We start from the raw sequence: 26,518 nt of genomic DNA, 5'->3' as shown, positions 1-26,518 counted from the left end.
GGGGCTATAGCTCAGCTGGGAGAGCGCTTGCATGGCATGCAAGAGGTCAGCGGTTCGATCCCGCTTAGCTCCACCAAATCATCGCATTACTTCTTATTTCATTCCGCTTTTTCTATTTCTTCGTATTCAATCAACGTTTTTCGTTTGCTAAATACTTTTGTCAGCGATCCCTTGTAAACCATTCTTTATAAACGATTCTTTGTAAAAGACAGTTGGCTGCCTTCGTTTTTGAAGACAACCAAACCGTTATCGCTTAAGCCTCTTCTGGGAGCCTTGGCGTCCAGTCTATGGGCGACAGCCCTTGCTGTTCCAGAAGCTGATTAGCCTGCGAAAAATGCTTACAGCCCAAGAAACCGCGGTGTGCGGACAGTGGGGAAGGGTGCGGCGATTTCAGAATATGGTGGCGCTGCTGATCAATGATGTTGCCTTTTTTCTGTGCATGCGAGCCCCACAGGAGAAAGACCAGACCTTCCCGCTGTTCATTCAATGCCGCGATGACGCGGTCAGTAAACGTTTCCCAGCCCAAATTAGCATGCGAGTGCGCCTGTCCGGCTTCAACGGTTAATACCGTGTTGAGCAGTAAAACGCCTTGCTCCGCCCAGCTTTGTAGAAAACCATGCCGTGGAATTTCAAATCCAGGGATGTCGCTCGCCAATTCTTTATAAATATTACCCAGAGAAGGCGGAGCGGGTACGCCAGGACGTACCGAGAATGACAGTCCGTGCGCCTGATTTGGGCCGTGATAGGGATCTTGCCCCAGAATGACGACTTTGACCTGATGCAGTTCGGTAAAGCGGAACGCGTTGAAAACATCCTTCTGCGGAGGATAGATGGTTTTACCCGCTGCACGTTCTTTCCCAACGAATTCAAGGGTGTTAATGAAGTAAGGCTGCTGCTTTTCTTGGGCCAGCACGTCATGCCAGGTGAGAGAGGTCGCCATCATGCACTCTTTTTTTACAGGTTGAATGGTGTTGCGGGTAGCTTACCGATCTATCGTGCTGAGGTAAAACCGTAACCGTTGTTGTCGTAATGAAAACGCCTTCTTTTGAAAAAAAATTGAAAATTTACAAAAATATTTGCAATTCGGTGTCTTGGTAAAATTGATATAAAACAATAAATTGCCTTCACGTGGTTACGTTGTGTGGTTTTAAAATTGATTTAAGTCAAGGATGTCCAGCTATCAGGCTGGTATATAAGAGGGCAGATACAAACGGTTTTATATGATCGTTACGAAATTCGTCAATTTTTACCGATAACGATGTTAACTAAATCAGTTTTAACTAAGACAATAACACGCCGTTTTACGGAGGCAATTATGGTTACTGGTATTCAAATCACCAAGGCTAACGACAGCGCGCTGATCAATTCTTTCTGGTTGCTGGATGAAGAAAAATCACAGGCGCGTTGCGTGTGTGCTAAATCGGGTTATAGCGAAGATCAAATCGTTCCAGTGAGCGATCTGGGTCAGATCGAGTATCGTGAAATTCCGCTGGAAATCAAACCTGAAGTGCGTGTGGAAGGCGGTCAACACCTGAACGTAAACGTTCTGCGCCGTGAGACGCTGGAAGATGCGGTTAAACATCCGGAAAACTATCCGCAGCTGACTATCCGCGTATCTGGCTACGCTGTGCGTTTCAACTCACTGACGCCAGAACAGCAGCGCGACGTTATCGCTCGTACTTTTACCGCAAGCCTGTAAGTTGTTACTCAAGCCTTAACAAAAAGGGAGCCGAGGCTCCCTTTTTTACATCTCTATTTTATACCCGTCATACTTCAAGTTGCATGTGCGTTGGCTGCGTTCACTCACCCGAATCACTTACTTGAGTAAGCTCATCGGGATTCCCTCGCTTGCCGCCTTCCTGAAACTCGAATTATTTAGTGTATATAACGTCTTATATCGACACTGTTATTCGGCAGAGGGTTCGTCGGTTTTTTGCGTTGGCTGACGACGCTTACCAATATTTTTAGCATCGCGATGACGAACTTTTACCTTAACCTTTTCTTTTTCCTTCTCTTTTTTCTCTTGCCGCTTAGCCAGCACTTTTTTCGACGGTTTTCCCGTCGTTTTGGCGCTTGGTGCTTTAGTCACTGGGCGGAGTTCTTCAATGACGCGCGGTTTTAGCGGTTCATTCAAGTAGCGACTGATTTTTCCCAGCAGCAGATGGTCGTGCGCTTCGACGAAAGAGATAGCACAGCCTTTACGACCGGCGCGACCAGTACGGCCGATACGGTGTAGATAGGTGTCCGATGTGCGCGGCAAATCGAAGTTAAATACGTGGCTGACATCGTTAATATCAATACCGCGTGCCGCGATATCAGTTGCCACTAGCACGTTGACGCGCCCGTCGCTCAGACGTTTGATCGCCTCATTACGTTTGGCCTGCACCATTTCGCCTTCGAGATAGCAGGAGTTAATGCCCGCTTCACGCAGCCAGGCAACCAGCTCATGCACACGCTCACGCTTGCGTACAAAGACGATAGAACGCGTCACGTCCGGCTGTTTTAACTGGTGGCAGAGCAGCGCCGTTTTGTGTTTGAGATCGTCAGCGCGGTAATACCATTGCAGAATTTTTTTACGTTCCCGACGCGATGGATCGGATTCGATTTCAACGGGATCGTTGAGCAAGCGCTCGGCGAAATCTTTGATCGCGTCCCCTTCCAGCGTCGCAGAAAACAGCAGCGTTTGCTTACGCCAGCGAGTTTCTCCGGCGATGTGTTCAATATCCTGAGCGAAGCCCATGTCCAGCATTCTGTCTGCTTCATCCAGAATCAGCGTTTCTACCGCGCGGCAATCGAAGTTTTCTTCTTTAATGTATTGCAGCAGACGGCCCGTCGTCGCGACGACGATATCCTGATTTTCACTGAAGACTTCCGCGTGGTTCATGTAGGCCACGCCGCCGGTGATCGTGGCGACATCCAGGTGCGTATGCGCTGCAAACGCGCGCGCCTGATCGGCCACCTGCATGGCGAGTTCACGGGTTGGCGTGAGGATCAGAATACGAGGTGGACCCGATTTTTTACGAGGGAAATCGATAAGATGCTGCAAAACCGGCAGCAGATAGGCGGCGGTTTTACCTGTTCCTGTTGGCGCGGAGCCCAGTATGTCGCGGCCTTCCATCGCCGGAGGGATCGCCTCAGCCTGAATCACGGTCGGGCGCTCGTAGCCCATGTCGCGCAGGGCGTCTAACAGGCTTTCATCAAGATCAAGCTCGGAAAAATTGGTTACAGTCATGGTCTACCTCTATTTGGGGCGCCGATTATAGACGGATTGGCCGGTTTCTTCACCTGTTTAAGCAGACATCGGCACTTTTCCTGTACTGATGTTTCACCTATGCTACTGCGGTTTGCGTTTGGAATCTTATTTTCATGAGTCATCAAGCTGATAATAAACTGACACTGCGTCGGGATGGATTTACCTTCAAGCAATGCTTTGTGGCGCACGATCGTTGTGCCATGAAGGTGGGGACCGACGGCATTTTGCTGGGTGCCTGGACGCCGGTGTCTTCAGCCACGCGGATTCTGGATATTGGCAGCGGCTCCGGTCTTCTCGCGCTGATGCTGGCGCAACGTTCTGAACCGCATGTTCAGATTGATGCCGTCGAACTGGATAGCGCCGCCAGCGATCAGGCGAAAGAAAACGTTGCCGCCTCGCCATGGGCTGACAGAATCACAGTGTATGCTGAGGATATCGTCCGTTTTGCTGAGAAGCGAGCCGTCACCTATTCGTTGATTATCAGTAACCCGCCTTATTTCCCGCCGGGGATCGCGTGCGGGTCGGCTCAGCGCGATCAGGCTCGCTATACCACCTTGTTAACCCATGAAGCGCTGTTGCGCTGTGCCCATCAATTGCTGATGCCTGAAGGGCTTTTCTGCGTGGTGCTGCCGGTTCAGGTTGCGGAGAGCTTTATTCCACTGGCGCAGCAGCACAACTGGTATGTTCACCAGCAGCTTCGCGTATCGGAACAGGAAGATAAACCTGCGCATCGCGTTTTGCTGGCGCTGTCTCGTCAGGAAAGGGAATGTCTGAGTTCCTCATTGGCCATTCGTGATGCAGAAAGGCGCTACTCGACGGATTTCCAGCGGCTGACAAAAGATTTTTATCTCTTTATGTAGATGGCAGACGCCTTCTAGCGGCGTCTGCCTTTTCTAAGCGAACTATTTTCTATGCGTTACGGCACGAGAATGGTGGGGGTTGGGGTGTCGAACTGCTCTGGGTAGTCCAGTGTGTAATGCAGCCCGCGGCTTTCTTTTCTTTCCAGCGCACAGCGGACGATGAGTTCGGCGACCTGCACCAGATTACGCAGCTCCAGCAAATTGTTGGAAATACGGAAGTGGGCGTAGTATTCATTGATTTCCTGCTGAAGCAGTTGGATCCGGCGTTGTGCCCGCTCCAGTCGCTTAGTCGTTCGCACGATCCCAACGTAGTCCCACATAAACAGGCGCAGCTCGTGCCAGTTATGCTGGATCACCACCTGTTCGTCGGAGTTGTCGACCTGGCTTTCATCCCAATCCGGTAACTTTTTCACTGCTTTGATTTGCGGTAAGCGCTGCAAAATGTCCTCAGCGGCTGACCAGCCGTAAACCAGACACTCAAGTAATGAGTTGGAGGCCATGCGGTTTGCGCCATGCAATCCGGTGTAACTGACTTCGCCAATCGCATACAGGCCGTCAAGATCGGTACGACCATGCTGATCGACCAGCACGCCGCCGCAGGTGTAGTGTGCTGCGGGTACGATCGGTATCGGCTCACGCGTCAGGTCGATGCCGAGAGACTGTAGCTTTTCATCGATGGTGGGGAAGTGCTGTTTGATGAACGTTTCGGGCTTGTGGCTGATGTCCAGATACATACAGTCTGCGCCAAGCCGTTTCATCTCATGGTCAATTGCCCGGGCGACGACATCGCGCGGAGCCAGTTCGCCTCTTTCGTCGAAATCGGGCATAAAACGTGTGCCGTCAGGACGTTTAAGGTACGCGCCTTCACCGCGCAGCGCTTCCGTTAGCAGGAAGTTTCGTGCCTGCGGGTGGAACAGACAGGTTGGGTGAAACTGGTTGAACTCCAGATTTGCCACGCGGCAACCCGCACGCCAGGCCATAGCGATGCCATCACCAGAGGAAATATCGGGATTTGTGGTGTATTGATACACTTTGGATGCGCCGCCGGTCGCCAGAACCACCGTTTTCGCCCGGCAGGATTCTACGCGTTCCCGTTCACGGTTCCATATATAAGCACCGACAATGCGGCGTGTGCCGGGCAGACCCAGCTTATTCGAGGTAATCAAATCAACGGCGTTGCAGCGTTCCATAATCCGAATATTCGGATGAGATAGCGCTTTCTGCACCAGCGTGTTTTCCACTTCTTTGCCCGTTGCATCCGCCGCGTGCAGAATTCGACGATGGCTGTGCCCGCCTTCCCGCGTGAGATGGTAACGCTCTTCGCCGCTGGTGCTGGTTTCAGTATCGAACAGCACGCCTTGTTCGATCAGCCATTGCACGCAGTGTTTGGCATTGCTGGCGATAAACTCAACGGCTTCCCGTTCGCACAGGCCATCGCCAGCGATCAGGGTATCTTCGATATGGGAGTCAATCGTGTCCGTTTCATCGAAAACGGCGGCGATGCCACCCTGAGCATAAAACGTTGCGCCTTCGTTGAGTGGGCCTTTGCTTAATACCGTCACGTTGGCTTGTGAAGCCAGACGCAGCGCCAGTGAAAGCCCGGCAGCACCGCTGCCAATGATTAAAACATCACAGACGTATTCAGTGGTCGTTTGCATGGTCGTGTCGTGGGTGCAAAAAGAAGAGGAAATCCGATGGTAGCACCCAATGGTTGATTGCTGTATTGGTTTTTAGCCCCCTTTCTACGCTATAAATAAGCGAAGAGTAGGGCATGCTGAATCGTGCGCATACCCCAGATTTATCGTATCATCCTCGGAGAAGCGCAGAGCCTCAGATGAAGACCATTTTTGATGAAGACAATGTTTGATAAAGACAATGTTTGATAAAGACAATATTTGATAAAGACAATGTGTGATGAAGAGAATGCGTCATGATACGCATCGCAAAGACGAGTAACGGCGCTAAGCAAAAGAAAAATGATGACTCGGAACTTTATTGGATGTCTTGGTTCTAATGAGGAGCTTGCTCTAAATATGACTTATATAGCTGGCAGTACTATTTTACGCGTGGAGAACGGTTTGAGTAGAGATTACCTCGGATGAGCGAGCAACTGGCAGATCAGGTTCTGGTCGAGCGAGTCCAAAAAGGCGATCAAAAATCGTTTAACTTGTTGGTCGTTCGTTATCAGCATAAGGTAGCGAGCCTGGTATCGCGGTATGTTCCCCAAGGGGACGTGCCGGACGTGGTTCAGGAATCGTTTATTAAAGCTTATCGCGCGTTAGAGTCATTCCGCGGCGATAGTGCGTTTTATACGTGGCTGTATCGTATCGCTGTGAATACGGCCAAGAATTATCTGGTAGCTCAGGGACGCCGCCCGCCCTCCAGCGACATTGATGCCAATGACGCGGAAAACTATGAAAATGCGGGTGCACTGAAAGAAATATCGAACCCTGAGAATTTAATGTTGTCAGAGGAATTACGAAGCATCGTTTTCCGCACTATTGAGTCTTTACCGGAAGATTTGCGTTTAGCGATTACGCTGCGTGAGTTGGACGGTTTAAGCTACGAAGAGATCGCCGTGATTATGGATTGTCCCGTCGGCACTGTTCGTTCTCGTATTTTCCGGGCGCGGGAAGCGATTGATAATAAAGTACAACCGCTTATTCAGCGCTAGCGAGCGTTTTCAGCTATCCGCATGACTAATGATGGATTTGACAAGGTAAGGGTGTCGGTATGCAGAAAGAGAAACTTTCCGCTTTAATGGATGGCGAAGCAGTAGATTCCGAACTGTTAGGTTCACTGTCTCGGGATGACGCGTTGCAGCAAAGTTGGCAAAGTTATCATCTGATTCGTGATGTGATGCGTGGTGATGTGAGTGAAAACGTGATTCACCTGGACATCGCTTCTCGTGTTGCCGCTGCAATCGAAAAAGAACCTGTTCGTCTGGTTCCACAAGAGCAGCCTGAATCTCAGCCACAACCTGTCGAGTGGACGAAGATGCCTTTCTGGCACAAAATCCGCCCGTGGGGCAGCCAGCTGACGCAAGTCGGTGTGGCCGCCTGCGTCTCTTTAGCGGTGATTGTCGGCGTACAAAATTACCAGCAGGGTAATGCTTCTGAACATGTTGTGGAATCCGGCGTGTTTAGCACCTTACCCGCAATGGGCACCGCCTCTCCAGTGAGTCTGGGCGTGCCGTCAGAAAATGTTGCCCCTAACAGCGGTCAACAGAAATCCGATATGCAGCGCAATCGCCTTAACGCCATTTTGCAGGACTACGAATTACAGCGCCGGCTGCATGCCGAGCACGCTCTGCCGCAGGACGATCAGCAAGCGGCAATTCAGGTTCCCGGTACTCAATCATTAGGAACACAGCCCCGGTAATGAAGCGTGTTTGGTCCGCCGCCTGTTTTCTGATTGGCAGTCTGTTTTATTCTACTTTCGCCCCGGCTCAGAATGTTGAGCCGGGTGCGTTGCTGCAACAGATGAATGCCGCTATTCATTCTCAGAATTACGAAATTTCCTTTATTAACATTACCCTGCAAGGGTTCGAGTCGGTACGGTATCGCCATGCTGTGGTGAACAATCGTGCCTTGGCGCAGTTGCTGTTTATGGACGGGCCGCGACGCGAGATCGTGCAGCGTGGTAATGAAGTCAGCTATTTCGATCCCGGTTTTGAGCCATTTACGCTTACCAGCGACCACATCGTTGACTCTCTCCCTTCTCTGGTCTTCGCTGATTTCCAGAAACTCTCGCCCTATTATGATTTTGTTCCCGCTGATGGGCGGGTGCGCATTGCCGATCGTCTGGCATCCGGTATTCGGGTCATCTCACGCGATGGTACACGCTACAGCTATACGGTGTGGATTGATGCGGACTCGAAACTTCCACTGCGCATTGATTTACAGGATCGCAATGGCGATAAACGGCTCGAGCAATTCTTAACGACATCACTGATTGTTGACGATGATGTGGTGAACGTGATGCGTCCGCTGGAAGGGATCAAACTTCCTCCTGCACTACCCGCGCCTGCTGCGGAAAAAGGTGATTTTACCTGGGTGCCGGAATGGCTGCCTGCCGGGATGAAAGAGCTGTCGCACAACAAAAAGGTATTGCCTGGTTCGTCCATTCCGATTGAAACACGTCTGTATAGCGATGGCTTATTCAGCTTTTCGATTAACATTAGCCCGTCTTCTGACGTGAGCGAGGAACAATCTGTGCTCACGGGGCGACGCTCTATTCACACTGTCATGAAAGGCAACCGAGAGATTACCGTCGTTGGCGATATTCCGCCTTCTACGGCGAAACGCGTGGCTGACAGTATTATTTTGAAGGCGCAACCGTGATTAAAGAGTGGGCAACAGTCGTGTCATGGCAGGATGGCATCGCAGAGCTGCGGTGTGAGCCAAGTTCGGGCTGCGGCACCTGTAAATCCCGCTCGTCGTGTGGAACCGGTTTATTAAGTCAGCTTGGGCTCTCTGCTGAAAATACGCTGTACGTTCCTTACGATCGGCCTTTAGAAGTGGGACAAAAGGTGGAATTGGGCATTTCTGAGGGGCGGCTGCTGTTTTCCGCTGCTCTGGTTTATTTTGTTCCGCTGGTTGGGCTACTGCTCGGCGCGGCAATCTGTCAAACGCTATTCGGCACCGATCTGGCCGCTGTTATTGGCGCGCTGCTGGGCGGTGGCGTGGCGTTTATCGGCGTGAAGCGTTGGGCGAAGCAGTTGGGTAAAAATAAGCGTTATGAGCCCGTTATCCTGCAAATCGCACTGCCGGGCACTCTCTTACAAAATTGACCTGTTTACCTGAGCGTAAACGGCGCGCGGTGCGGAAACATTGCTTACTGGTTTGTTATCTTTCGACACGATGTTTGCCACGTAATGACACTTTACTTCCTGCTTTCCTCTTGTTGTTCTGCTATTCCAAATAAAACCGTCATAATCAAGGGGAATGCACCGGACATGACTAGGTTTTCACGCCTCTCGCATGTAGAATGCTGCGATTCAGGTGGAATAACATCGCTGCTGTTTTCACCTATGCGCATGCCCATCGGCAAGAATTTCAGGAATATCAAGGTAGAAAAATTTTTATAATGAAGCATATACGAAATTTCTCCATTATTGCCCATATCGACCACGGTAAATCAACGTTATCTGACCGTATTATCCAGATTTGCGGCGGTTTAACCGAGCGTGAAATGGCTGCGCAGGTTCTGGATTCCATGGATCTGGAACGTGAACGCGGAATAACGATTAAAGCGCAAAGCGTCACGCTGGATTATAAAGCGCAGGACGGCCAAACCTACCAGTTAAACTTCATCGATACGCCTGGGCACGTTGACTTCTCCTATGAAGTTTCCCGTTCGCTTGCCGCCTGTGAAGGCGCGCTGCTTGTCGTTGACGCCGGGCAGGGTGTTGAAGCCCAAACGCTGGCTAACTGCTATACCGCGCTGGATATGAATCTGGAAGTGGTGCCGGTTCTGAATAAGATCGACCTGCCTGCTGCCGATCCGGATCGTGTTGCTCAGGAAATTGAAGACATCGTCGGCATTGATGCCACCGATGCTGTGCGCTGCTCTGCAAAAACGGGGATTGGTGTGCCGGATGTTTTGGAGCGTCTGGTACGTGATATTCCGCCGCCGGAAGGCAGCCCTGATGAACCGCTGCAGGCGCTGATTATCGACTCTTGGTTTGATAACTACCTTGGCGTTGTGTCGTTGGTACGTATCAAAAACGGCACGATGCGCAAAGGCGACAAAATTAAGGTGATGAGCACGGGTCAGGTTTATAACGCCGACCGTCTCGGTATTTTTACGCCGAAGCAGATCGACCGCGATGTATTGAACTGCGGCGAAGTAGGCTGGTTGGTGTGCGCCATCAAAGATATTTTGGGTGCCCCAGTAGGGGATACGCTGACTCTGGCGCGTCATCCGGCTGAAAAAGCGTTACCGGGCTTCAAGAAAGTCAAACCTCAGGTCTACGCTGGCCTGTTCCCGATTAGCTCCGACGACTATGAAGCATTCCGTGATGCGTTAGGCAAACTGAGCCTCAATGATGCCTCTCTGTTCTATGAACCAGAAAGCTCTACCGCGCTGGGCTTCGGTTTCCGCTGTGGCTTCCTGGGTCTGCTGCACATGGAGATCATTCAGGAGCGTCTGGAGCGTGAGTACGATCTGGAACTGATCACTACGGCACCGACGGTAGTGTATGAAGTAGAAACGACGGCTAAAGAAACCATTTATGTTGATAGCCCGTCTAAACTGCCGCCGCTGAACAATATTCAGGAACTGCGCGAACCGATTGCCGAGTGTCACATGCTGATGCCTCAGGAATATTTGGGTAACGTGATTACGCTGTGTATTGAGAAGCGTGGCGTGCAGACGAACATGGTGTACCACGGTAATCAGGTTGCGTTGACGTATGAGATTCCGATGGCCGAAGTGGTACTCGATTTCTTCGATCGCCTGAAATCAACGTCTCGTGGTTATGCCTCGCTGGATTATGGCTTTAAGCGTTTCCAGGCATCAGACATGGTGCGCGTTGATGTATTAATCAACAACGAGCGTGTCGATGCATTGGCCCTGATTACTCACCGTGATAATTCACAATATCGTGGCCGTGAATTCGTCGAAAAGATGAAAGAACTGATTCCACGTCAGCAGTTTGATATTGCGATTCAGGCCGCAATTGGTAACCACATTATTGCGCGCTCTACGGTTAAGCAATTGCGTAAAAACGTACTGGCCAAGTGTTATGGTGGCGACGTCAGCCGTAAGAAGAAACTGTTGCAGAAACAGAAAGACGGTAAGAAACGTATGAAGCAGGTCGGTAACGTCGAACTGCCGCAAGAGGCGTTTCTGGCAATTCTGCACGTCGGCAAAGACAGTAAATAAATTCTGAGGAGTTGGCATGGCCAATATGTTTGCCGTAATTCTGGCATTGGTGACGCTGGTCACGGGGATTGTCTGGTGTTTAGAGCGTTTCGTCTGGGCACCCGCTCGCCGGAAGAAATTTGCTGCGATGAGCGGCGCCGATCTGGCTGATGGCGCGGTTTCATCGAAAGCGATTCAACAACCGGGCTGGATTGAGACGATAGCGTCCGTCTTCCCGGTCGTGGCTTTAGTATTGGTTGTGCGCTCCTTCATTTATGAGCCGTTTCAAATTCCATCGGGTTCGATGATGCCGACGCTGTTGATCGGTGATTTTATTCTGGTAGAGAAATTTGCCTACGGTATTAAAGAACCCTTCACGCAAAAAACGCTGATCGAAACCGGTCATCCGAAGCGTGGCGACGTGGTGGTATTTAAATATCCATCCGATCCTAAAGTAGACTTCATCAAACGCGTGGTTGGCGTACCGGGCGATCGCGTTAGCTATAACCCGATCACCAAGCAGGTGACGATTAGTCCATCCTGTCAGGGGCAGCAGGCGTGTAATACCGCACTGGCGGTCACATACAGTAACGTGCAGCCTAGCGATTTTGTTCAGACCTTCAACCAGCCAGGACTGGAGTCGCGTAGCGGTTTTTATGAGGTACCTGTCAATGACAACAGCGTGGAAGGCACCCGTATGGGCGCGCGCAAAGAGTCATTAGGCAATGTAACGCATAATATTCTCTTGGTACCGGGCCAGCAGGATCAGCTTGGTGGTTATTACCAGCAATCGCAGCAGCAGCTTGCGACATGGGTTGTCCCAGCAGGGCACTACTTCATGATGGGCGATAACCGCGACAACAGTCTGGATAGCCGCTATTGGGGCTTTGTACCAGAGAGAAATCTGGTCGGTAAAGCCACCGCTATCTGGATGAGCTTTGAGAAGCAGGAAGGTGAATGGCCTACCGGCGTACGTTTGAGTCGCATCGGTGCTATTCATTAATCAAGGTAAGCATTAATCCAGATAAGCATTAACCGAAATAAGATACAGGCAGCATTCTGAGGCTGTCCGTTGTAGAATATTTTCTGTAACGCTCTTTTTGAAAGAACATGCCCTAAGTAGTACGAGTTGCAGGACAACACGTTAGCGTTTTAACCACGCTAACGCACAGGCAACGCGAAGTATGACGGGCAGAAAGGCAGGCTCCCTTATGGGAGCCAATGCAAACGAAACAGTTTTGACCGAATTGGTAAGCAGGGCTGTTCCGTATGCTGCTGTTTTTGACGCATCGTTGATCTATTGGTAACACATGAATCCCATCCTGATAAATCGTTTACAAAGAAAGCTGGGCTATACTTTTCAGCAGTACGAGCTTTTGTTACAGGCGTTGACGCACCGTAGCGCCAGCAGCAAACATAATGAAAGACTCGAATTCCTGGGTGACTCCATCCTGAGTTTTGTGATCGCTAATGCACTGTATCATCGTTTTCCCAAGGTTGATGAAGGGGACATGAGTCGGATGCGAGCGACGCTGGTACGAGGAAACACGCTGGCGGAAATCGCGCGTGAATTCGAACTGGGAGAGTGCTTACGCCTCGGTCCCGGTGAATTAAAAAGCGGTGGTTTCCGTCGAGAATCGATCCTGGCTGATACAGTCGAAGCGCTGATTGGCGGTATTTTCCTCGACAGCGATATTCAGACCATCGAACGTTTGATCCTGAACTGGTATCAGACGCGTCTGGATGAAATCAGTCCCGGCGATAAGCAAAAAGATCCGAAAACGCGGTTGCAGGAGTTTCTGCAAGGGCGTCACTTACCTCTGCCGACCTATCTGGTGGTGCAGGTTCGTGGGGAAGCACACGATCAGGAATTTACTATCCACTGTCAGGTGAGCGGCTTTAGTGAGTCGGTCATTGGTACAGGATCGAGCCGTCGTAAAGCCGAACAGGCTGCGGCTGAACAAGCGTTGAAAAAACTGGAGCTTGAATGAGCGAAGTACAGACACACTGCGGTTTTGTCGCGATTGTTGGTCGACCAAACGTCGGTAAATCGACGTTACTGAATCAATTACTGGGGCAGAAGATTTCTATTACGTCACGTAAGCCCCAGACGACGCGGCATCGCATCATGGGTATTCACACTGAAGGGCCTTATCAGGCTATTTATGTGGATACGCCGGGATTGCACATTGAAGAAAAACGGGCGATTAACCGCCTGATGAACCGTGCTGCCAGCAGTTCAATCGGTGACGTTGAGCTGATCATTTTCGTTGTTGAAGGGACACACTGGAACGACGACGACGAGATGGTATTGAACAAGCTGCGCGATCAGAAACTCCCTGTGCTATTGGCGATCAATAAAGTCGATAACGTCACGGATAAAACCAAGCTGCTGCCGCATATCCAGTTCCTCAGCCAACAGATGGACTTCCTTGATGTTGTTCCAATCTCGGCTGAGAAGGGCACGAATGTCGATACGATTGCCAGCATTGTGCGTAAACACTTACCGCAGGCAACGCATCACTTCCCGGAAGATTACATCACCGATCGCTCACAGCGCTTTATGGCATCGGAAATTATCCGTGAGAAACTGATGCGCTTCCTGGGTGAAGAATTGCCGTATTCCGTGACGGTTGAAATCGAGCGTTTCGTGACGAACGAGCGCGGCGGTTATGACATCAACGGCCTGATTCTGGTTGAACGTGAAGGCCAGAAGAAGATGGTCATTGGCAACAAAGGTGCCAAAATTAAAACCATTGGTATCGAATCTCGTCAAGATATGGAAGAGATGTTCGAAGCCAAGGTGCACCTTGAGCTGTGGGTCAAAGTGAAATCCGGTTGGGCAGATGACGAACGTGCCCTGCGCAGCCTGGGTTATAGCGAAGACCTGTAAGGTTCACGCCGATGGAAGGCTGGCAGCGCGCATTTGTCTTGCATGGGCGACCTTATAGCGAAACCAGCTTATTGCTGGATCTGTTTAGCGAAAGCGATGGTCGAGTTCGCGTGCTTGCCAAAGGCGCGCGAGCCCGACGCTCTAGCCTGAAAGGCTGTTTACAGCCTTTCACTCCGCTGCTGGTGCGCTGGAGTGGGCGGGGAGAAGTGAAAACATTACGCAGCGCCGAGCCTGTCTCGCTCGCGCTACCACTGACTGGCTCGATGCTTTATAGCGGTTTATACGTTAACGAACTGCTGTCTCGCGTGCTGGAACATGAAACCAATTACTCCGCTCTTTTCTTCGATTATCTCCACTGTTTACAACATCTTGCTGCACAGGATGCCTCTCCCGAGCCAGCATTAAGACGCTTTGAATTAGCGTTATTGGGCTATCTGGGATACGGCGTTGATTTCCTGCATTGTGCCGGTAGCGGTGAGCCCGTGGCCGATACCATGACTTATCAGTATCGAGAGGAAAGGGGGTTTATTGCCAGCCTGGTTGTCGATAATAAAAGTTTTACCGGGCATGAATTACGTTCGCTGGCGTCACGTGAATTTCCTGATGTCGGCACATTGAAGGCGGCAAAGCGTTTCACCCGTATCGCGTTAAAGCCGTATCTGGGCGGAAAACCGCTGAAAAGCCGTGAACTGTTCCGCCAGTTTGTTCCTGCTGCTAATTTGTCCAAACCCGCATCTTCTGATAAATAATCCCGCCTCCTCAGTACCCTGACGCTGTGACATCGGTGTAAACTGCCACGTATCGTGCATGACTTTACCGAGGATTTATCATGGCTGAACTGCTGCTTGGCGTTAACATCGATCACATTGCAACGCTGCGTAATGCGCGTGGAACGGCGTATCCCGATCCCGTTCAGGCGGCTTTTGTCGCTGAGCAGGCGGGGGCGGATGGCATCACCGTGCATTTGCGTGAAGATCGTCGCCATATCACGGATCGTGATGTGCGGATCCTGAGAGAAACGCTCCAAACCCGTATGAATCTGGAAATGGCTGTCACGGAAGAAATGCTGAACATCGCCTGTGAAGTGAAACCGCATTTTTGCTGTCTGGTACCGGAAAAACGCCAGGAAGTGACAACTGAGGGCGGGTTGGATGTCGCAGGGCAGCAGGAAAAGATCGATAACGCAGTAGCCAGACTTAGCCAGGCTAACATCCTGGTTTCACTCTTCATTGATGCGGATAAGCGGCAAATTGATGCCGCCGTGGCCAGCGGTGCACCCTATATCGAAATCCATACCGGGGCGTATGCCGATGCGCCAGATGACGATGCACGCCAGCATGAGTTCGAGCGCATTCGTGATGCGGCGACTTACGCTGCGGCGAAGGGGCTTAAAGTCAATGCCGGCCACGGTCTGACGTACCACAACGTTCTGCCGATTGCTGCCTTGCCAGAAATGCACGAATTGAATATTGGACATGCGATTATCGGGCGTGCGGTGATGAGCGGCCTGAAGGATGCCATTGCCGAAATGAAGAGTCTGATGCGAGAAGCGCGCCGCTGATGGCGATTCTTGGGCTCGGAACGGATATTGTCGAAATCGCTCGTATTGACGCGGTGATTGAACGTTCAGGCGAGCGATTGGCTCGCCGCATCCTGACGGATGCTGAATGGATGCATTATCAGCAGCATCAGCAGCCTGTTCGTTTCCTCGCCAAGCGCTTTGCCGTGAAAGAAGCGGCGGCAAAAGCCTTTGGTACCGGAATCCGTAACGGGCTCGCGTTCAACCAGTTTGAGGTTTTTAATGACGAACTGGGTAAACCTTGCCTGCGGTTTTTTGCTAAAGCGGCAGAGCTGGCTGAACAGATGGGCGTCAGACACGTCCATGTGACGCTGGCTGACGAAAGACGCTATGCCTGTGCGACGGTGATTATTGAAAGCTGATCGTCCGTAAACGGATGCTTAAATCCTGTCGGCATGGTGCATGAGCACGTATTTTTCCCACAACTGCTCATTGCCTTCAACATGGTTTGGATCTTTGATGATCGTGTTGTCGATCGGACAGACTTTCTGACACGTAGGGGTGTCGTAGTGGCCTACGCACTCGGTACAGAGGGTGGTGTCAATTTCATAAATGTCCATGCCCATCGAAATAGCCTGATTAGGACACTCGGGCTCACACATGTCACAGTTGATGCATTTATGGGTGATGAGTAACGCCATGATGTTCTTCTACCTTACAAACAGGGCGCAGATTATACCCGTTGATGCTCGTTTAAACACGCGTAACTGTCATTCATGAAGAATATACTGGCAAATCGGTTTCTCCTGTCCTCAATGTGTCTTTCTTCCGAGGCTGTTTACTGAGACTTTCGCGTGTTTTCTGAGGTCTTCAGCATGCAACCCATTGGCAGCATAAATAGTGAGGTTACAGGGTAAAATTACCACCTGTTCGTTAAATTGGTTTTATACCCATCCTTTAAACTGTATGAATCAGCCAGTGCGACTGTGTTTCTTGGGTTTTAATTTATTGATTTACAATTTAAATAAATTTAGTTGTGATATTGAACCACTTATTTTTGTAATATCATGGACATTGATTTAATCGGTATTGCCGATGAAGTTTGCATCTGGAGAGTCGATGACGGTGCATGTCCGTATGATATAATTTTATAACTAATAGTGTCAGTTTAATGGCGGAACTCATAGTGCAGCAGGAAGGTCATCTTAATCAGGTTGGGGCAGGATTTTTCCAACAGGGAGACGCAGAGCCATTAGGCGCTGATTACTGGCACCAATGCCAACGGCGGTATACTTTTCAGCCCATTTACCGAACATCAGGTAAATTAATGGCTATTGAGCTACTGACTTCCGTTTTTTCTCCTACCCTGCCACAAAAGTTCATCTCTCCTGAAAAATACTTCGCGAATATCGATGTTGAAACCCGCCTGTTAATTATTGTAGAACAACTGCAACTTTTATCTCAGTGGAGTTTTCGATTTACTCGCGACGATCTTTTTGCCTCTGTCAATATTGATGGTATGACGCTACTGGCGTTGCAAAATAGTCTGGAAGCCAAACGTCTGATCGCGGCAATGCCCTGGATTCGTTTTGAAATGGTCGAAAATCAGGGAGGGCTGCCAAAAGAAATCTTAACCAAGCTCCCTGAAGCGCAAACACTGTGGCTGGATGATTTCGGCTGCGGTATGGCGAATTTTTCATCACTCATGCTGGCTCAGTATGATTGCATCAAAGTGGCACGTGAGCTCTTCATTCTCCTGCAACAAAGTGGTGAAGGGAAAACCGTTTTCCCTGCGCTGATCGCTTTGTTATCGCGTTTTTGCAATTATGTGGTCATTGAGGGAATCGAAACAAAGGAAGAGTGGGCAATTGTTCAGGCATCGCATGCTTATGCTGCCCAAGGATACTACCTTTCGCGCCCTCAGCCGTTTGAGAATTTTGAGACGTTGAAGCTTGAACTTTAGGTGATAACCTATTGTTTAGGCTATCACTTTACACAGTAGAGTACCGCTGTATGCCCATCCACGTTTTTCCTTCATATTAATTCATTATATTTCCTAATATTTCACTTCTGTACAAAATATCGTCTATCTGACGAGCTGCCTTTCCCTTCTGATTGGCAAGGCATAATGCTGTATTTTGTTTTATTTTTGTTATTTAATTCTTGTTTTATTTGTTATGGCAGTGTTTAATTTCAATAAAATAAGAGGGAGGAGGACTACGGATTTTGCATCAAATTATGACATATATAATCAGACGTTTGCGTTAATGATTTTATTTTTTTCTTTTAATTATTTGATTTTTAATGGTAAAAAAATATAATGTTTACTGTTAACGATCAAAAATCACTTTGTGATAGATTTTGTTGATTAAAACAATGATACTTATTGGTATAATTGATTTGCTTACAAAAATTTGATGTTCAGAATATATCGCCATGTACCCTTAGGAATATTCTTTTATTCCATTAGAGAAGCTTATAACCCGAACAATTACTACTATTAAATTAAGATACTCTTTTGAATTTGTTGTTTTTATCTGCGCACAGTCATATGCGAGGGCTTTATGCTTACGTTGCTATGTTTCTAAACACTCCTGCTTCATGGAGCGTTTTTTCTTTCATCCTTTCTGCTCTCCGGAAATGCACCCATCCTGAAAATCTACGGGGTAGGGGCTTGTTACCGGGATTTTTCGTCATCAGCGTTGTGATTTGTACGATCAGGACCACTCGGGCCTGAGGAGAGTGTTATTGTGTATGAAATTATAATAACCCTACTGTTGCTATTGTTATTGTTTTCTTCTGTGAAAAATAGAAAAATTAAACAAAAGTTTAAAACTGAGCAGAAAAAACAAGACTTCCTCAACATGACTTTTTTTGCGATGGAATATAGCCCCGCCTCAATTATGATCGCAGATGAGAATTGTGAAATTATTTACGTCAATCGCCAGTTTATTACCATGTCTGGCTATATGCCGGATGAAGTTATTGGCAAAAAAACGAATATATTAAACTCCGGCATGACCAACGCCAGCGTCTATGAAGATCTGTGGGCTACCATAAATAAAGGTAATGTTTGGAGCGGTGAGTTTGTTAACCGGCGTAAAGATGGGCAGTTGTATTGGGAAAAGGCCAATATCGTTAAAATATATAATAAGGCGAGTAACACGACCCAGTACGTCGGCATTAAGTTAGATATTACCGAGCGGAAATCGCAGGAACATCATGATAATTCATACAATCGTGCGTTGGAGCTGTTATCAAGCGGCGCGCCGCTGAAAGACATCCTGGATGCGATCATTTTCAGCGTTGAGGAAAAAAATCCTGGACGTATCGTTTGTTCTGTATTGCTCGTTGATAAAGAAAAGAAATGTTTGACGCTGGGCTCGGCGCCGAGCTTGCCAGGTTTTTATAAAAATGCCATTCACAACGTGAAAATTGCCGATGGTGTGGCTTCTTTTGGTACAGCGGCCCACACCGGAAAACGCGTAATCGCGGATGATATTTCCGTGCATCCGCATTGGTCTTTATATAAAGGGCTCGCATTATATGCCGGGCTGCGTTCCTGCTGGTCTGAACCTATCATTGGTCAGAACAAAGAAATATTAGGGGTTTTAAGCGTTTATCATCGTAAAGTGTATGTCCCGACTGAAGAGGAAATTTTCTCTATCGAGAAGTCGGCGCAGCTGATTGCTATTGCCATAGAGCGATATCATGCCATTGATATGCTGCGGCGCAGCGAGGAACACTATCGGCAACTGGCGCACTATGACTCATTAACGTCACTGGCTAATGGCCTGACGTTTGCCGAACAAATGGAACAGGCGATTCTGCTATCCAAACAAACGGGTAGAAAAATCGCGCTGATGTTCCTGGATCTCGATAAATTTAAACAGATAAACGACTCGTTTGGGCATGCTGTTGGCGATTTGCTATTAAAAGAAGCGGCTGCGCGTATGCGTGGTGCGGTTCGGGATTCAGATACGGTCTATCGCCGTAGTGGTGATGAATTTATTATTCTGCTTCAGGGTATTAAGGAAATTGATAATACACTCTATGTTGCAGATAAAATCCATAATGCCTTGAATAAACCTTTTGAGATCAACGGGAAAAAGCTGGATATATCGTGCAGTATCGGTATTGCGCTGTATCCAGAACACGGTTCCGATTCTCTGACGCTGGCAATTAATGCTGATTCCGCCATGTATCAGGCTAAAGCGATGGGGCGCAGTCAAACTCAGATTTATCACAACATGAACGATCATTGATAAATGAAATAAAAAAGGCGCTCTGTTGGGCGCCTTTTTTATTATCTTTCTCGTAGTGCTTCTGCTTTTGCCCGAATAATCGGCTTTAACAAATAGCTGAGGATAGTTTTCTTGCCCGTGATGATATCCACAGAGGCCACCATGCCAGGAATGATAAGAAGTGGTTTATCGGCTGAACCTAAATAATTCTTATCAGTCCGTAAGCGAATAATATAAAAGCTATTCCCTTCTTTATCAGTGACGGTGTCCGGGCTGATTTGTTCCAACTGACCTTTTAGGCCACCATAGATGGTGTAGTCGTAGGCCGTTAATTTTATGATGGCGTCCTGACCGGGGTGCAAAAACGCAATATCCTGAGGGCGAATTTTAGCTTCTACCAACAGCTTGTCATCTAGCGGAACAATTTCCACCAGATCGCTACCCGGTTGAATCACTCCCCCGATGGTATTTACTAGAACCTGCTGCACGATACCGCGAACCGGGGAGACGACCAGCGTTCGGTTTACCCGATCTTCGAGCGCTTTACCTGTGGCTTGAATTTTGTTCAGGCTGGTTTGTGCTTCACTAAGCTGAGATAACGCCTCGCTTTTATAGCGGCTGCGCGTTTCCTCTATTTTATTCTCACTCTCTTTAATCGCAGACTCAGCCCGTGGAATGGAGAGTTTGATGGAATCAAGCTGGCCACGGGTTTCAACTTCAGCGCGGCGCAGGCGTAGAACTTCTACTTTAGAAATCGCGCCTTCTGCGATCAGCGGTTCTGACATTTTAATTTCTTGCTGGAGCAGGCCAAGGCTATTGCGGAACTGAATTTCCTTGGCTGAGAAGTCCCGTAGTTCCTGCTGGCGCTGGATCAACTGTTCTTCCAGACCGGATATCTCATTATGCAGCTGCTGGCGGCGGCTGTTATAAAGCTCTTTTTCTCCTGCCGCAATTTTAGGTGCTTGCGTCGTGATTTCTTCGGAAAGCACGAGCTCTTGACCGTTGATTTCGGCATTCAGGCGTTCAATTCGCGACAGCAGCGCAAGCCGGTCAGCTTCGGTTTCACCGACGTTGGAGGCAAAGCGGGTATCATCAAGGCGCAGCAAAGGATCGCCTGCATTGACGACTTGTCCCTCACGAATGAACACTTCCGTGATAATGCCGCCTTCCAGGTTTTGGATTTTTTGCAGCCGGGAAGAGGGGATGGCTTTACCATCTCCGCGAGTGACTTCATCGATATTCGCGAGCCCGGCCCACAGGATGAAAAACAGGAAAAAAGCACCGATAGCCCATAGCGTGAAGCGAATAGAACGTGGCGAATCCTCGGCCATTGCCCGGCTCACTTCTGGCATCGTTTGCAGGCTCTCTTCATCTCCGCCGACAAAATACCGTTTGATTCGTTTGATATATTTACCGAGACGCATTGATCTGCCCCTTCTTCAACGCATCCATTACGATTGCTTTCGGCCCATCAGCAATAATTTTACCTCTGTCGACAATCACTAAACGATCGACCAGTGCCAGCATGGAAACCCGATGCGTGACCAGTAAGAGCGTTTTCTCTGCAATCACGGGGGCCAGAGCTTGTTTTAACCGATCTTCGCTGGTGTTATCCATCGAGCTGGTGGGTTCATCCAGCACCAGAATCGGCGGATCGAGCAGCAGCGCTCTGGCTATTGCGACAGCCTGACGCTGCCCGCCGGAGAGTTGTTGGCCGCGTTCGCCAACCTGAAGGTTATAGCCATCGGGGTGCAGACGAGCAAATTCGTTCACCCCTGAAATTTCTGCGGCCCGCAACATGGCTTCATCTTCGACATAGCGTGCGCCGCTAATCAGGTTGTTGCGCAGCGAGCCACTAAATAGCTGAATATCCTGAGGAACATAGCCGATATTGTGGCGTAAATCGCTGACATCCAACTGACGGGCATCGACGCCGTCGATCAGAATATTACCGGTATTAGGCTGATAGAGGTTTACGATCAGTTTTTGCAGCGAGCTTTTGCCTGAACCGCTGCGGCCAATGACGCCCACTTTCTCGCCGGGTGCGATGGTCAGGCTGATGCCTTGTAGCGAACTGGTTTTTTGTTCCGGGTAATTAAACGTCACATCACGAAATTCGATACCGCCCCGGATGCTCTCGCGCTTCAGCGGGCGTTCGTTATCACTACGCTCTTGCGGTAACTGCATCATCTGTTCGGTGGTTTGCATCGTCAAGCGTGCTTGCTGGTAACGGCTGACCAGCCCAGAAAGCTGGCCCAACGGCATGAGCGCTCTACCGTTCAGCATGTAACAGGCAATCAGCCCACCCATACTGAGTTTGCCGTTAATCAGCATATAGACGCCGACGACAATCATGGCAACGCCGGCAAATTGCTGGAACCACTGCGTCAGGTTTACCGCCAGTGAAGACAGTGCCTTGGCCCGCATTTCCAGCTTGCTCAGGCTGCCAATGGTCTGTTCCCACTGGTGCTGACGTTCACTTTCCGCATTATTGACCTTGATTGCGTCCAGACAGCTCAAGGTTTCGATCAGCGTAGCCTGCCGTTCACTGGCAAGATGCATTGTTTTTTCAATGGTGGCGGACAGCGGCTTTTGCATCGCCCAGCTCGCCAGTAGGGCGATAGGGTAGGCCAGTATGGAAACCCAGACCAGCGGGCCGCCGATGATGCCGATAACCAGCAGCAGAAGCAGCGTAAAAGGAAAATCGATCAGCGTCGTCAGCGTCAGCGACGACAGAAAATCTCTGAGCGATTGAAATTCATGAATATTCTGCGCAAAGCTACCGACCCGTGGAGGTCGGGCTTTCATGGACATACCGGTAATGCGCTCAAATAACGTGGCGGAAATAATCAGGTCGGTTTTTTTGCCCGCCATATCGAGGCAAATGCCGCGCAGCGTTTTGAGTATCAAATCGAATACAAACGCGCCGGTCACGCCGATAGCCAGCACCCATAATGTCGCCGTTGCCTGATTGGGCACAACGCGGTCATAGACATTCATCACGAACAGCGGCGTGGCAAGCGCGATAATGTTCACCAGCAAACTGGCGAGGACGGCATCGAGATAGAGTGAGCGTGAAAGTTTAAGCGTATCTTTGAACCAGGATTTGGTTCGGGGGATCAGCGACGGGTTTTGCAGATCGAACTGATGACGAGGCTGGGCAAACATCACCAGACCGAGGTAATTCTGTTGCAGCGTATTGTGCTCAACGGAAATTTCTCCGCCTTCTGTTTCACTGGGCATCAGACGCGCGCTGCCGTCAGCATTCCAGCCTAGCAGAATCGCCGCACGTCCTTCCCTTAACAGCAACATCGCGGGGAGCGACATTTCGGAAATTTTATTCAGAGAACGTTTGAGAACGCGTCCTTGCAACCCCGCGCGTGCAGCGGCTCTTGGGAGCAATTTTACCGATAACCGCTGATTGGCTAAGGGGAGCCCCGCGGTGAGTGTGGTACGACTGACGGATTTCCCCTGCAAGGTGCAGAGGATCAGCAAGCTATCCAATAAGGGATCGTCATGACGGCTGCGAGGGTCACTATTTTCATGACCCCCTTGTTTTTCATGAACGTTATGCGGTTCATGACCCACAGGCTCTTGGACGATAGACTCTTGGGCAACTGATTTATCAGAACCATCCGTCTCTTGTACTGATTGCAACTTCATTTAACTGAACGTTCCCTTACGCAACGTAATTCCCCGCATATAAACCACAATTTATCGCCGTCTGACCAATGAAATATATTAATTAAGGCTCGGCAACTCTGCTTGGGTGGTGACGTTGGTCAAGCTGGTACCTGCATCAGGCGCGGCGATCGCTAAACGGTTTAATAGCTCTCCCATGCGGGATGCGATCCGGTATTCGGTATAGAGGGAGGTGAAACGAACCTCGACCAGACGGCGCTGTGCGGTAAACAGCTCGTTCTCGCTGTCCAGCAGGTCTAGCAACGTCCTTTCTCCCAGGCCAAATTGCTTCTGATAAGCGGTACGTACTTTCATACTGCGGTCGGCATATTCGGCGGCAATCGGCAGCTGTTGACGCGAGTTATTTAACGCTGACCACGCTAGTTTGAGTTCTTCGCTCAGCAGGCGCAGGGCATTATTTCTGACATCCTGTGCTTCTTTTACCTGATAGGCTTTTGATTCCATGTTGGCTTTGCTGCTACCGCCTTCATACAGGTTGTAGCGCATCCGCAACATCGCCTGCCACTCATTATTTTGACCACGCGTTCCGTCAACGTTGTTATCCATCGTGCGAGAAAGTTCAACGTTGAGGCGCGGGTAAAATGTTGATTTTGAGGTTTCATACTGCTGCTGAGTGGCTTCAATATCTGACTCTGCGGATTTCAGCGCCGGGCTGTTAGCCTGCATGATACGCAGCGCATCTTCCAGCGAGGCGGGGAGTTTGATCACAGAAGCATCGGGCATCACCAAATTCTCTGGTACTTTACCCACAATGCTCATGTAGTTGATTTTGGCATCGTCCAGATTGGTTTTTTCTGTCAGCACGTTGTTACGGGCCTGCGCAAGACGTGCTTCGGCCTGATCCAAGTCGGCCAATCGCCCAACGCCTTGTTCGCTGCGCAGCCTGATTTGATCGTAAATGCGCTCATGGCTTGCAAGGTTGGCTTCCGCCAGACGGACAAACTCCTGACGTTGCAGCACACTGAGATAGACCTGAACGGTATCTAATGCCGTCGCCTCACTGGTATTTAATACTTTATAGGCACGTGAATTGACCGTGGCGCGTTGTCTGCCCACTTCGCTGGAGGTGGCGAAACCATCAAATACCGTTTGGCTTAAATTGATACTTGATTCCTGACGACTGAGCTCAACGCGCTTATTGGTGCTGGCGCGTGTTGAGGGGCTATCGGTCTCTTCGCGTCCGACACCTGCACTTAGCGTGATGGAAGGGAGATATCCGCCTTTTGCCGCACGTAAATCATGTTCGGCAGAAAAACGGCTATTAATAGCGGCGCTGACTTCAGGATGTGTATAGAGCGTGCTTTTTATGGCTTCCTGAATCGTCTCGGCATGCGTTGCTGTGGAAAAAATGGTAATAAAAGATAATAAAGCAAAATGGTATCTACGCATCATCAGCAGTTTTCCTTCACAAAAACTTTATTTGTGATTATTCCTATTAAAGTGTTTGAGTGTTATATAAACGCTTAACGAATTGATTTGATTTTATTCCATTTATATCAATATGTTAATTACTTTCCTTGAAGCGCCCTGCACAAGAAAAAATAAGGCTTACTCTAAATGAGTAAAGTTCTGGAAAGAATATTCCGAATTTTTTATTATATTGGTCATTGAGTCAAGCGTCTGACGCATAACGACAACACTATCGTAACGCTTTTTTTCATAAAATGTCAGGACGACACACAGCAAATCAACCTTATCAGGATGATAGCAAAAATCTATAGCCGCAATATCCCCACATTATAAAAATAATTATAGATATCAAGGAGAAAGTATTTTGAACGGTGTGATTGGCGTCATTAAATTCGTTATTGGACAAGTTTTTATCGTCGCGCTTGATGGAAGCCAGAGATTGCTGGTGGCTGGCGATCGGGTTTATAGCGGTGAAGAAGTGGTAACTGGCGCTAACGGCGCGGTTTCAATCACATTGCCGGATGGCAAAACATTGGATTTGGGGCGTGATAGCCGCTGGAGCGATGTTAGCAATGCGTCCTCTCAGTCCAACGCGGATGTCGCCGATGATGTCGCGGCTATACAGGATGCTATCGCTCAGGGTGCCGACCCAACGCAAGTATTAGAAGCGACTGCCGCTGGTAATGACGACACCGGAGAAGCCGGTGACGGCGGCGGTGGGCATTTCAATCCAGCGGTCGTTTTGAATTTGACGGCCGAGGTCGTGACTACTCCGATTGGCTATGATACCGCTGGCTCATCGTTTACTGACCGAGCTTCGTCCGTTCTGGATGGCGTAGATTCATCCACGACGTTGCTGGCTGCGGCAACAGATACCACCGATACCACTCCGCCTTCTGTCACCATTGTCATAAACAGTGATGGCACAGTAAGTTTTGTCTTCACAACACCGCCCGTTGGTTTTGATCTCAGTGATATCACCGTAACAAACGGCTCAGTAACGAATTTGGTGCAGGATCCTAACGATCCAACTCGCTGGACGGCGACATTGACGCCAGCCACCAATTTTGAGGGAGAAGTCCGCCTCAGCATTCCTGACGGCAGCTACACCAATGCTGCGGGCATTCCTGGCACGGGCGGAAGTGAAGCGATCACGGTCGATACTCTGCCTCCAGTAGCTTCGATCTCTATCGACAATATCACGTCAGATAATGTCATCAATGCCAGCGAGTCAGGCCAGACGATCGCCGTTACTGGTCAGGTCGGCAATGAAGTCAAAGCGGGCGATGCGATCACTGTTACCGTTGGCACAGAAACCTACCAGACCACGGTGAATACCGACGGCAATACCTGGAGCGTCAACGTTCCGGGAGCTGTGCTTGCAGCAAACGGCGATATCTCCGCCAGCGTGACCACACGCGATACCGCAGGCAATGCCACCACCGCGAATACCAGCCACGCCTACGGTGTCGATACCGTTGCGCCTGTTGCCTCAATTTCTATCGATAACATCACGTCGGATAACGTGATTAACGCCAGCGAGTCCGGCCAGACGATTTCTGTCACGGGTCAGGTCGGCAATGAAGTCAAAGCGGGCGATGCGATCACTGTTACTGTTGGCACAGAAACCTACCAGACCACGGTGAATACCGACGGCAAGACCTGGAGCGTCAACGTTCCGGGAGCTGTGCTGGCAGCAAACGGCGATATCTCCGCCAGCGTGACCACACGCGATACCGCAGGCAATGCCACCACCGCGAATACCAGCCA

The 26,518-nt window shown here is 49.6% G+C and carries 24 protein-coding genes and 1 tRNA gene; 17 read left to right on the top strand and 8 right to left on the bottom strand.

Annotation, left to right across the window (positions count from 1 at the left end):
* Positions 1 to 76: transfer RNA gene (locus NXT09_RS22045), tRNA-Ala, on the top strand.
* 177 nt (positions 77 to 253) lie between these two features.
* Here the strand turns inward: NXT09_RS22045 and ung are convergent.
* Positions 254 to 940, bottom strand: a complete 687-nt coding sequence (gene ung, locus NXT09_RS22040) for a uracil-DNA glycosylase (protein WP_012822888.1) — start codon at positions 938 to 940, stop codon at positions 254 to 256.
* 375 nt (positions 941 to 1,315) lie between these two features.
* On the opposite strand from ung, the gene grcA reads away from it, so the two are divergent.
* Positions 1,316 to 1,699 carry an autonomous glycyl radical cofactor GrcA gene (gene grcA / locus NXT09_RS22035; RefSeq protein WP_005973551.1) on the top strand — a complete coding sequence of 128 codons (384 nt, stop codon included), beginning with the start codon at positions 1,316 to 1,318 and terminating at the stop codon, positions 1,697 to 1,699.
* A gap of 207 nt (positions 1,700 to 1,906) precedes the next feature.
* Here grcA and srmB read toward each other — a convergent pair whose 3' ends face one another.
* Positions 1,907 to 3,232 carry an ATP-dependent RNA helicase SrmB gene (gene srmB, locus NXT09_RS22030; RefSeq protein ID WP_268581162.1) on the bottom strand — a complete coding sequence of 442 codons (1,326 nt, stop codon included), beginning with the start codon at positions 3,230 to 3,232 and terminating at the stop codon, positions 1,907 to 1,909.
* A gap of 134 nt (positions 3,233 to 3,366) precedes the next feature.
* Here srmB and trmN point away from each other — a divergent pair, with 134 nt between their 5' ends.
* Positions 3,367 to 4,113, top strand: coding sequence for a tRNA(1)(Val) (adenine(37)-N(6))-methyltransferase TrmN (gene trmN, locus NXT09_RS22025; RefSeq protein ID WP_268581161.1), 747 nt, complete (start codon positions 3,367 to 3,369; stop codon positions 4,111 to 4,113).
* Between the two features lie 56 nt (positions 4,114 to 4,169).
* Here the strand turns inward: trmN and nadB are convergent, their stop codons facing one another.
* Positions 4,170 to 5,771, bottom strand: a complete 1,602-nt coding sequence (gene nadB / locus NXT09_RS22020; RefSeq protein ID WP_268581160.1) for an L-aspartate oxidase — start codon at positions 5,769 to 5,771, stop codon at positions 4,170 to 4,172.
* Positions 5,772 to 6,211: 440 nt separating this feature from the next.
* On the opposite strand from nadB, the gene rpoE reads away from it, so the two are divergent.
* From rpoE to rseC, 4 genes are read left to right on the top strand one after another with little or no spacing between them, the layout of a single operon-like run.
* Complete coding sequence (rpoE, locus tag NXT09_RS22015) at positions 6,212 to 6,787, top strand: RNA polymerase sigma factor RpoE (RefSeq protein WP_005973561.1); 576 nt, start codon at positions 6,212 to 6,214, stop codon at positions 6,785 to 6,787.
* A 59-nt stretch (positions 6,788 to 6,846) separates the two neighbouring features.
* Positions 6,847 to 7,494, top strand: coding sequence for an anti-sigma-E factor RseA (rseA, locus tag NXT09_RS22010; protein ID WP_268581159.1), 648 nt, complete (start codon positions 6,847 to 6,849; stop codon positions 7,492 to 7,494).
* On the top strand, positions 7,494 to 8,456 hold the full coding sequence (gene rseB, locus NXT09_RS22005; protein ID WP_268581158.1) for a sigma-E factor regulatory protein RseB: 963 nt from the start codon (positions 7,494 to 7,496) through the stop codon (positions 8,454 to 8,456). Before rseA ends, rseB begins: the two co-directional genes overlap by 1 nt.
* Positions 8,453 to 8,905, top strand: coding sequence for a SoxR-reducing system protein RseC (gene rseC / locus NXT09_RS22000; protein WP_010302503.1), 453 nt, complete (start codon positions 8,453 to 8,455; stop codon positions 8,903 to 8,905). The genes rseB and rseC overlap by 4 nt, the downstream gene beginning before the upstream one ends.
* 92 nt (positions 8,906 to 8,997) lie before the next feature.
* Here the strand turns inward: rseC and NXT09_RS21995 are convergent, their stop codons facing one another.
* Complete coding sequence (locus NXT09_RS21995; protein WP_039284410.1) at positions 8,998 to 9,210, bottom strand: hypothetical protein; 213 nt, start codon at positions 9,208 to 9,210, stop codon at positions 8,998 to 9,000.
* Here NXT09_RS21995 and lepA point away from each other — a divergent pair.
* The 7 genes from lepA to acpS all read left to right on the top strand — a co-directional run bounded on the left by lepA (position 9,202) and on the right by acpS (position 15,814).
* Positions 9,202 to 11,001, top strand: a complete 1,800-nt coding sequence (gene lepA / locus NXT09_RS21990; protein WP_010280468.1) for a translation elongation factor 4 — start codon at positions 9,202 to 9,204, stop codon at positions 10,999 to 11,001. The two genes, NXT09_RS21995 and lepA, sit on opposite strands and share 9 nt — an antisense overlap.
* Positions 11,002 to 11,017: 16 nt before the next feature.
* A complete protein-coding gene (gene lepB, locus NXT09_RS21985) occupies positions 11,018 to 11,983 on the top strand; it encodes a signal peptidase I (RefSeq protein ID WP_268581157.1) in 966 nt (321 codons plus the stop codon).
* 307 nt (positions 11,984 to 12,290) lie between these two features.
* Positions 12,291 to 12,971 carry a ribonuclease III gene (rnc, locus tag NXT09_RS21980; RefSeq protein ID WP_010280465.1) on the top strand — a complete coding sequence of 227 codons (681 nt, stop codon included), beginning with the start codon at positions 12,291 to 12,293 and terminating at the stop codon, positions 12,969 to 12,971.
* Positions 12,968 to 13,873, top strand: a complete 906-nt coding sequence (gene era / locus NXT09_RS21975; protein ID WP_010302495.1) for a GTPase Era — start codon at positions 12,968 to 12,970, stop codon at positions 13,871 to 13,873. Before rnc ends, era begins: the two co-directional genes overlap by 4 nt.
* Positions 13,874 to 13,884: 11 nt before the next feature.
* Entirely contained in the window at positions 13,885 to 14,622 is a 738-nt protein-coding gene (recO, locus tag NXT09_RS21970; protein ID WP_010280459.1) for a DNA repair protein RecO, read from the top strand.
* Positions 14,623 to 14,702: 80 nt separating this feature from the next.
* Positions 14,703 to 15,434 carry a pyridoxine 5'-phosphate synthase gene (pdxJ, locus tag NXT09_RS21965; protein ID WP_268581156.1) on the top strand — a complete coding sequence of 244 codons (732 nt, stop codon included), beginning with the start codon at positions 14,703 to 14,705 and terminating at the stop codon, positions 15,432 to 15,434.
* On the top strand, positions 15,434 to 15,814 hold the full coding sequence (gene acpS, locus NXT09_RS21960) for a holo-ACP synthase (RefSeq protein ID WP_010280454.1): 381 nt from the start codon (positions 15,434 to 15,436) through the stop codon (positions 15,812 to 15,814). The genes pdxJ and acpS overlap by 1 nt, the downstream gene beginning before the upstream one ends.
* A gap of 18 nt (positions 15,815 to 15,832) precedes the next feature.
* Here acpS and NXT09_RS21955 read toward each other — a convergent pair whose 3' ends face one another.
* Positions 15,833 to 16,093, bottom strand: coding sequence for a YfhL family 4Fe-4S dicluster ferredoxin (locus NXT09_RS21955; protein ID WP_010280453.1), 261 nt, complete (start codon positions 16,091 to 16,093; stop codon positions 15,833 to 15,835).
* Positions 16,094 to 16,563: 470 nt separating this feature from the next.
* On the opposite strand from NXT09_RS21955, the gene pdeH reads away from it, so the two are divergent.
* Both pdeH and NXT09_RS21945 read left to right on the top strand, forming a co-directional pair.
* Positions 16,564 to 17,355, top strand: coding sequence for a cyclic-guanylate-specific phosphodiesterase (gene pdeH / locus NXT09_RS21950; protein WP_139294560.1), 792 nt, complete (start codon positions 16,564 to 16,566; stop codon positions 17,353 to 17,355).
* A gap of 787 nt (positions 17,356 to 18,142) precedes the next feature.
* Entirely contained in the window at positions 18,143 to 19,657 is a 1,515-nt protein-coding gene (locus NXT09_RS21945; RefSeq protein WP_119874238.1) for a sensor domain-containing protein, read from the top strand.
* A gap of 41 nt (positions 19,658 to 19,698) precedes the next feature.
* Here NXT09_RS21945 and NXT09_RS21940 read toward each other — a convergent pair whose 3' ends face one another.
* The 3 genes from NXT09_RS21940 to NXT09_RS21930 all read right to left on the bottom strand — a co-directional run bounded on the left by NXT09_RS21940 (position 19,699) and on the right by NXT09_RS21930 (position 24,730).
* The gene (locus tag NXT09_RS21940) at positions 19,699 to 21,060 is read right to left on the bottom strand and encodes an HlyD family type I secretion periplasmic adaptor subunit (protein ID WP_268581155.1); all 1,362 of its coding nucleotides are present in this window, start codon (positions 21,058 to 21,060) and stop codon (positions 19,699 to 19,701) included.
* Entirely contained in the window at positions 21,047 to 23,299 is a 2,253-nt protein-coding gene (locus tag NXT09_RS21935) for a type I secretion system permease/ATPase (RefSeq protein WP_205549312.1), read from the bottom strand. The genes NXT09_RS21940 and NXT09_RS21935 overlap by 14 nt, the downstream gene beginning before the upstream one ends.
* Positions 23,300 to 23,377: 78 nt before the next feature.
* Positions 23,378 to 24,730: a TolC family outer membrane protein gene (locus NXT09_RS21930; RefSeq protein WP_268581154.1), complete on the bottom strand. Its 1,353-nt coding sequence runs from the start codon at positions 24,728 to 24,730 to the stop codon at positions 23,378 to 23,380.
* Between the two features lie 391 nt (positions 24,731 to 25,121).
* On the opposite strand from NXT09_RS21930, the gene NXT09_RS21925 reads away from it, so the two are divergent.
* Positions 25,122 to 26,518, top strand: a 1,397-nt coding sequence (locus NXT09_RS21925; RefSeq protein ID WP_268581163.1) for a retention module-containing protein, incomplete at its 3' end; no start/stop codon positions are given.

Origin of the sequence: Pectobacterium jejuense (genome assembly GCF_026800125.1) — a bacterium.
In the GTDB taxonomy this organism is placed as follows: domain Bacteria; phylum Pseudomonadota; class Gammaproteobacteria; order Enterobacterales; family Enterobacteriaceae; genus Pectobacterium; species Pectobacterium jejuense.
This window is presented reverse-complemented; position numbering and strand designations above follow the sequence as displayed.

What these genes read in the sequence shown, in the direction of transcription:
- acpS (WP_010280454.1), top strand. Translation starts at nt 15,434, where the DNA reads ATGGCGATTCTTGGGCTCGGAACGGATATTGTCGAAATCGCTCGTATT.
- lepB (WP_268581157.1), top strand. Translation starts at nt 11,018, where the DNA reads ATGGCCAATATGTTTGCCGTAATTCTGGCATTGGTGACGCTGGTCACG.
- trmN (WP_268581161.1), top strand. Translation starts at nt 3,367, where the DNA reads ATGAGTCATCAAGCTGATAATAAACTGACACTGCGTCGGGATGGATTT.
- srmB (WP_268581162.1), bottom strand. Translation starts at nt 3,232, where the DNA reads ATGACTGTAACCAATTTTTCCGAGCTTGATCTTGATGAAAGCCTGTTA.
- NXT09_RS21995 (WP_039284410.1), bottom strand. Translation starts at nt 9,210, where the DNA reads ATGCTTCATTATAAAAATTTTTCTACCTTGATATTCCTGAAATTCTTG.
- lepA (WP_010280468.1), top strand. Translation starts at nt 9,202, where the DNA reads ATGAAGCATATACGAAATTTCTCCATTATTGCCCATATCGACCACGGT.
- rseA (WP_268581159.1), top strand. Translation starts at nt 6,847, where the DNA reads ATGCAGAAAGAGAAACTTTCCGCTTTAATGGATGGCGAAGCAGTAGAT.
- grcA (WP_005973551.1), top strand. Translation starts at nt 1,316, where the DNA reads ATGGTTACTGGTATTCAAATCACCAAGGCTAACGACAGCGCGCTGATC.
- pdxJ (WP_268581156.1), top strand. Translation starts at nt 14,703, where the DNA reads ATGGCTGAACTGCTGCTTGGCGTTAACATCGATCACATTGCAACGCTG.
- recO (WP_010280459.1), top strand. Translation starts at nt 13,885, where the DNA reads ATGGAAGGCTGGCAGCGCGCATTTGTCTTGCATGGGCGACCTTATAGC.
- NXT09_RS21955 (WP_010280453.1), bottom strand. Translation starts at nt 16,093, where the DNA reads ATGGCGTTACTCATCACCCATAAATGCATCAACTGTGACATGTGTGAG.
- ung (WP_012822888.1), bottom strand. Translation starts at nt 940, where the DNA reads ATGGCGACCTCTCTCACCTGGCATGACGTGCTGGCCCAAGAAAAGCAG.
- nadB (WP_268581160.1), bottom strand. Translation starts at nt 5,771, where the DNA reads ATGCAAACGACCACTGAATACGTCTGTGATGTTTTAATCATTGGCAGC.
- rseB (WP_268581158.1), top strand. Translation starts at nt 7,494, where the DNA reads ATGAAGCGTGTTTGGTCCGCCGCCTGTTTTCTGATTGGCAGTCTGTTT.
- pdeH (WP_139294560.1), top strand. Translation starts at nt 16,564, where the DNA reads ATGGCGGAACTCATAGTGCAGCAGGAAGGTCATCTTAATCAGGTTGGG.
- era (WP_010302495.1), top strand. Translation starts at nt 12,968, where the DNA reads ATGAGCGAAGTACAGACACACTGCGGTTTTGTCGCGATTGTTGGTCGA.
- NXT09_RS21935 (WP_205549312.1), bottom strand. Translation starts at nt 23,299, where the DNA reads ATGAAGTTGCAATCAGTACAAGAGACGGATGGTTCTGATAAATCAGTT.
- NXT09_RS21940 (WP_268581155.1), bottom strand. Translation starts at nt 21,060, where the DNA reads ATGCGTCTCGGTAAATATATCAAACGAATCAAACGGTATTTTGTCGGC.
- rpoE (WP_005973561.1), top strand. Translation starts at nt 6,212, where the DNA reads ATGAGCGAGCAACTGGCAGATCAGGTTCTGGTCGAGCGAGTCCAAAAA.
- NXT09_RS21930 (WP_268581154.1), bottom strand. Translation starts at nt 24,730, where the DNA reads ATGATGCGTAGATACCATTTTGCTTTATTATCTTTTATTACCATTTTT.
- rnc (WP_010280465.1), top strand. Translation starts at nt 12,291, where the DNA reads ATGAATCCCATCCTGATAAATCGTTTACAAAGAAAGCTGGGCTATACT.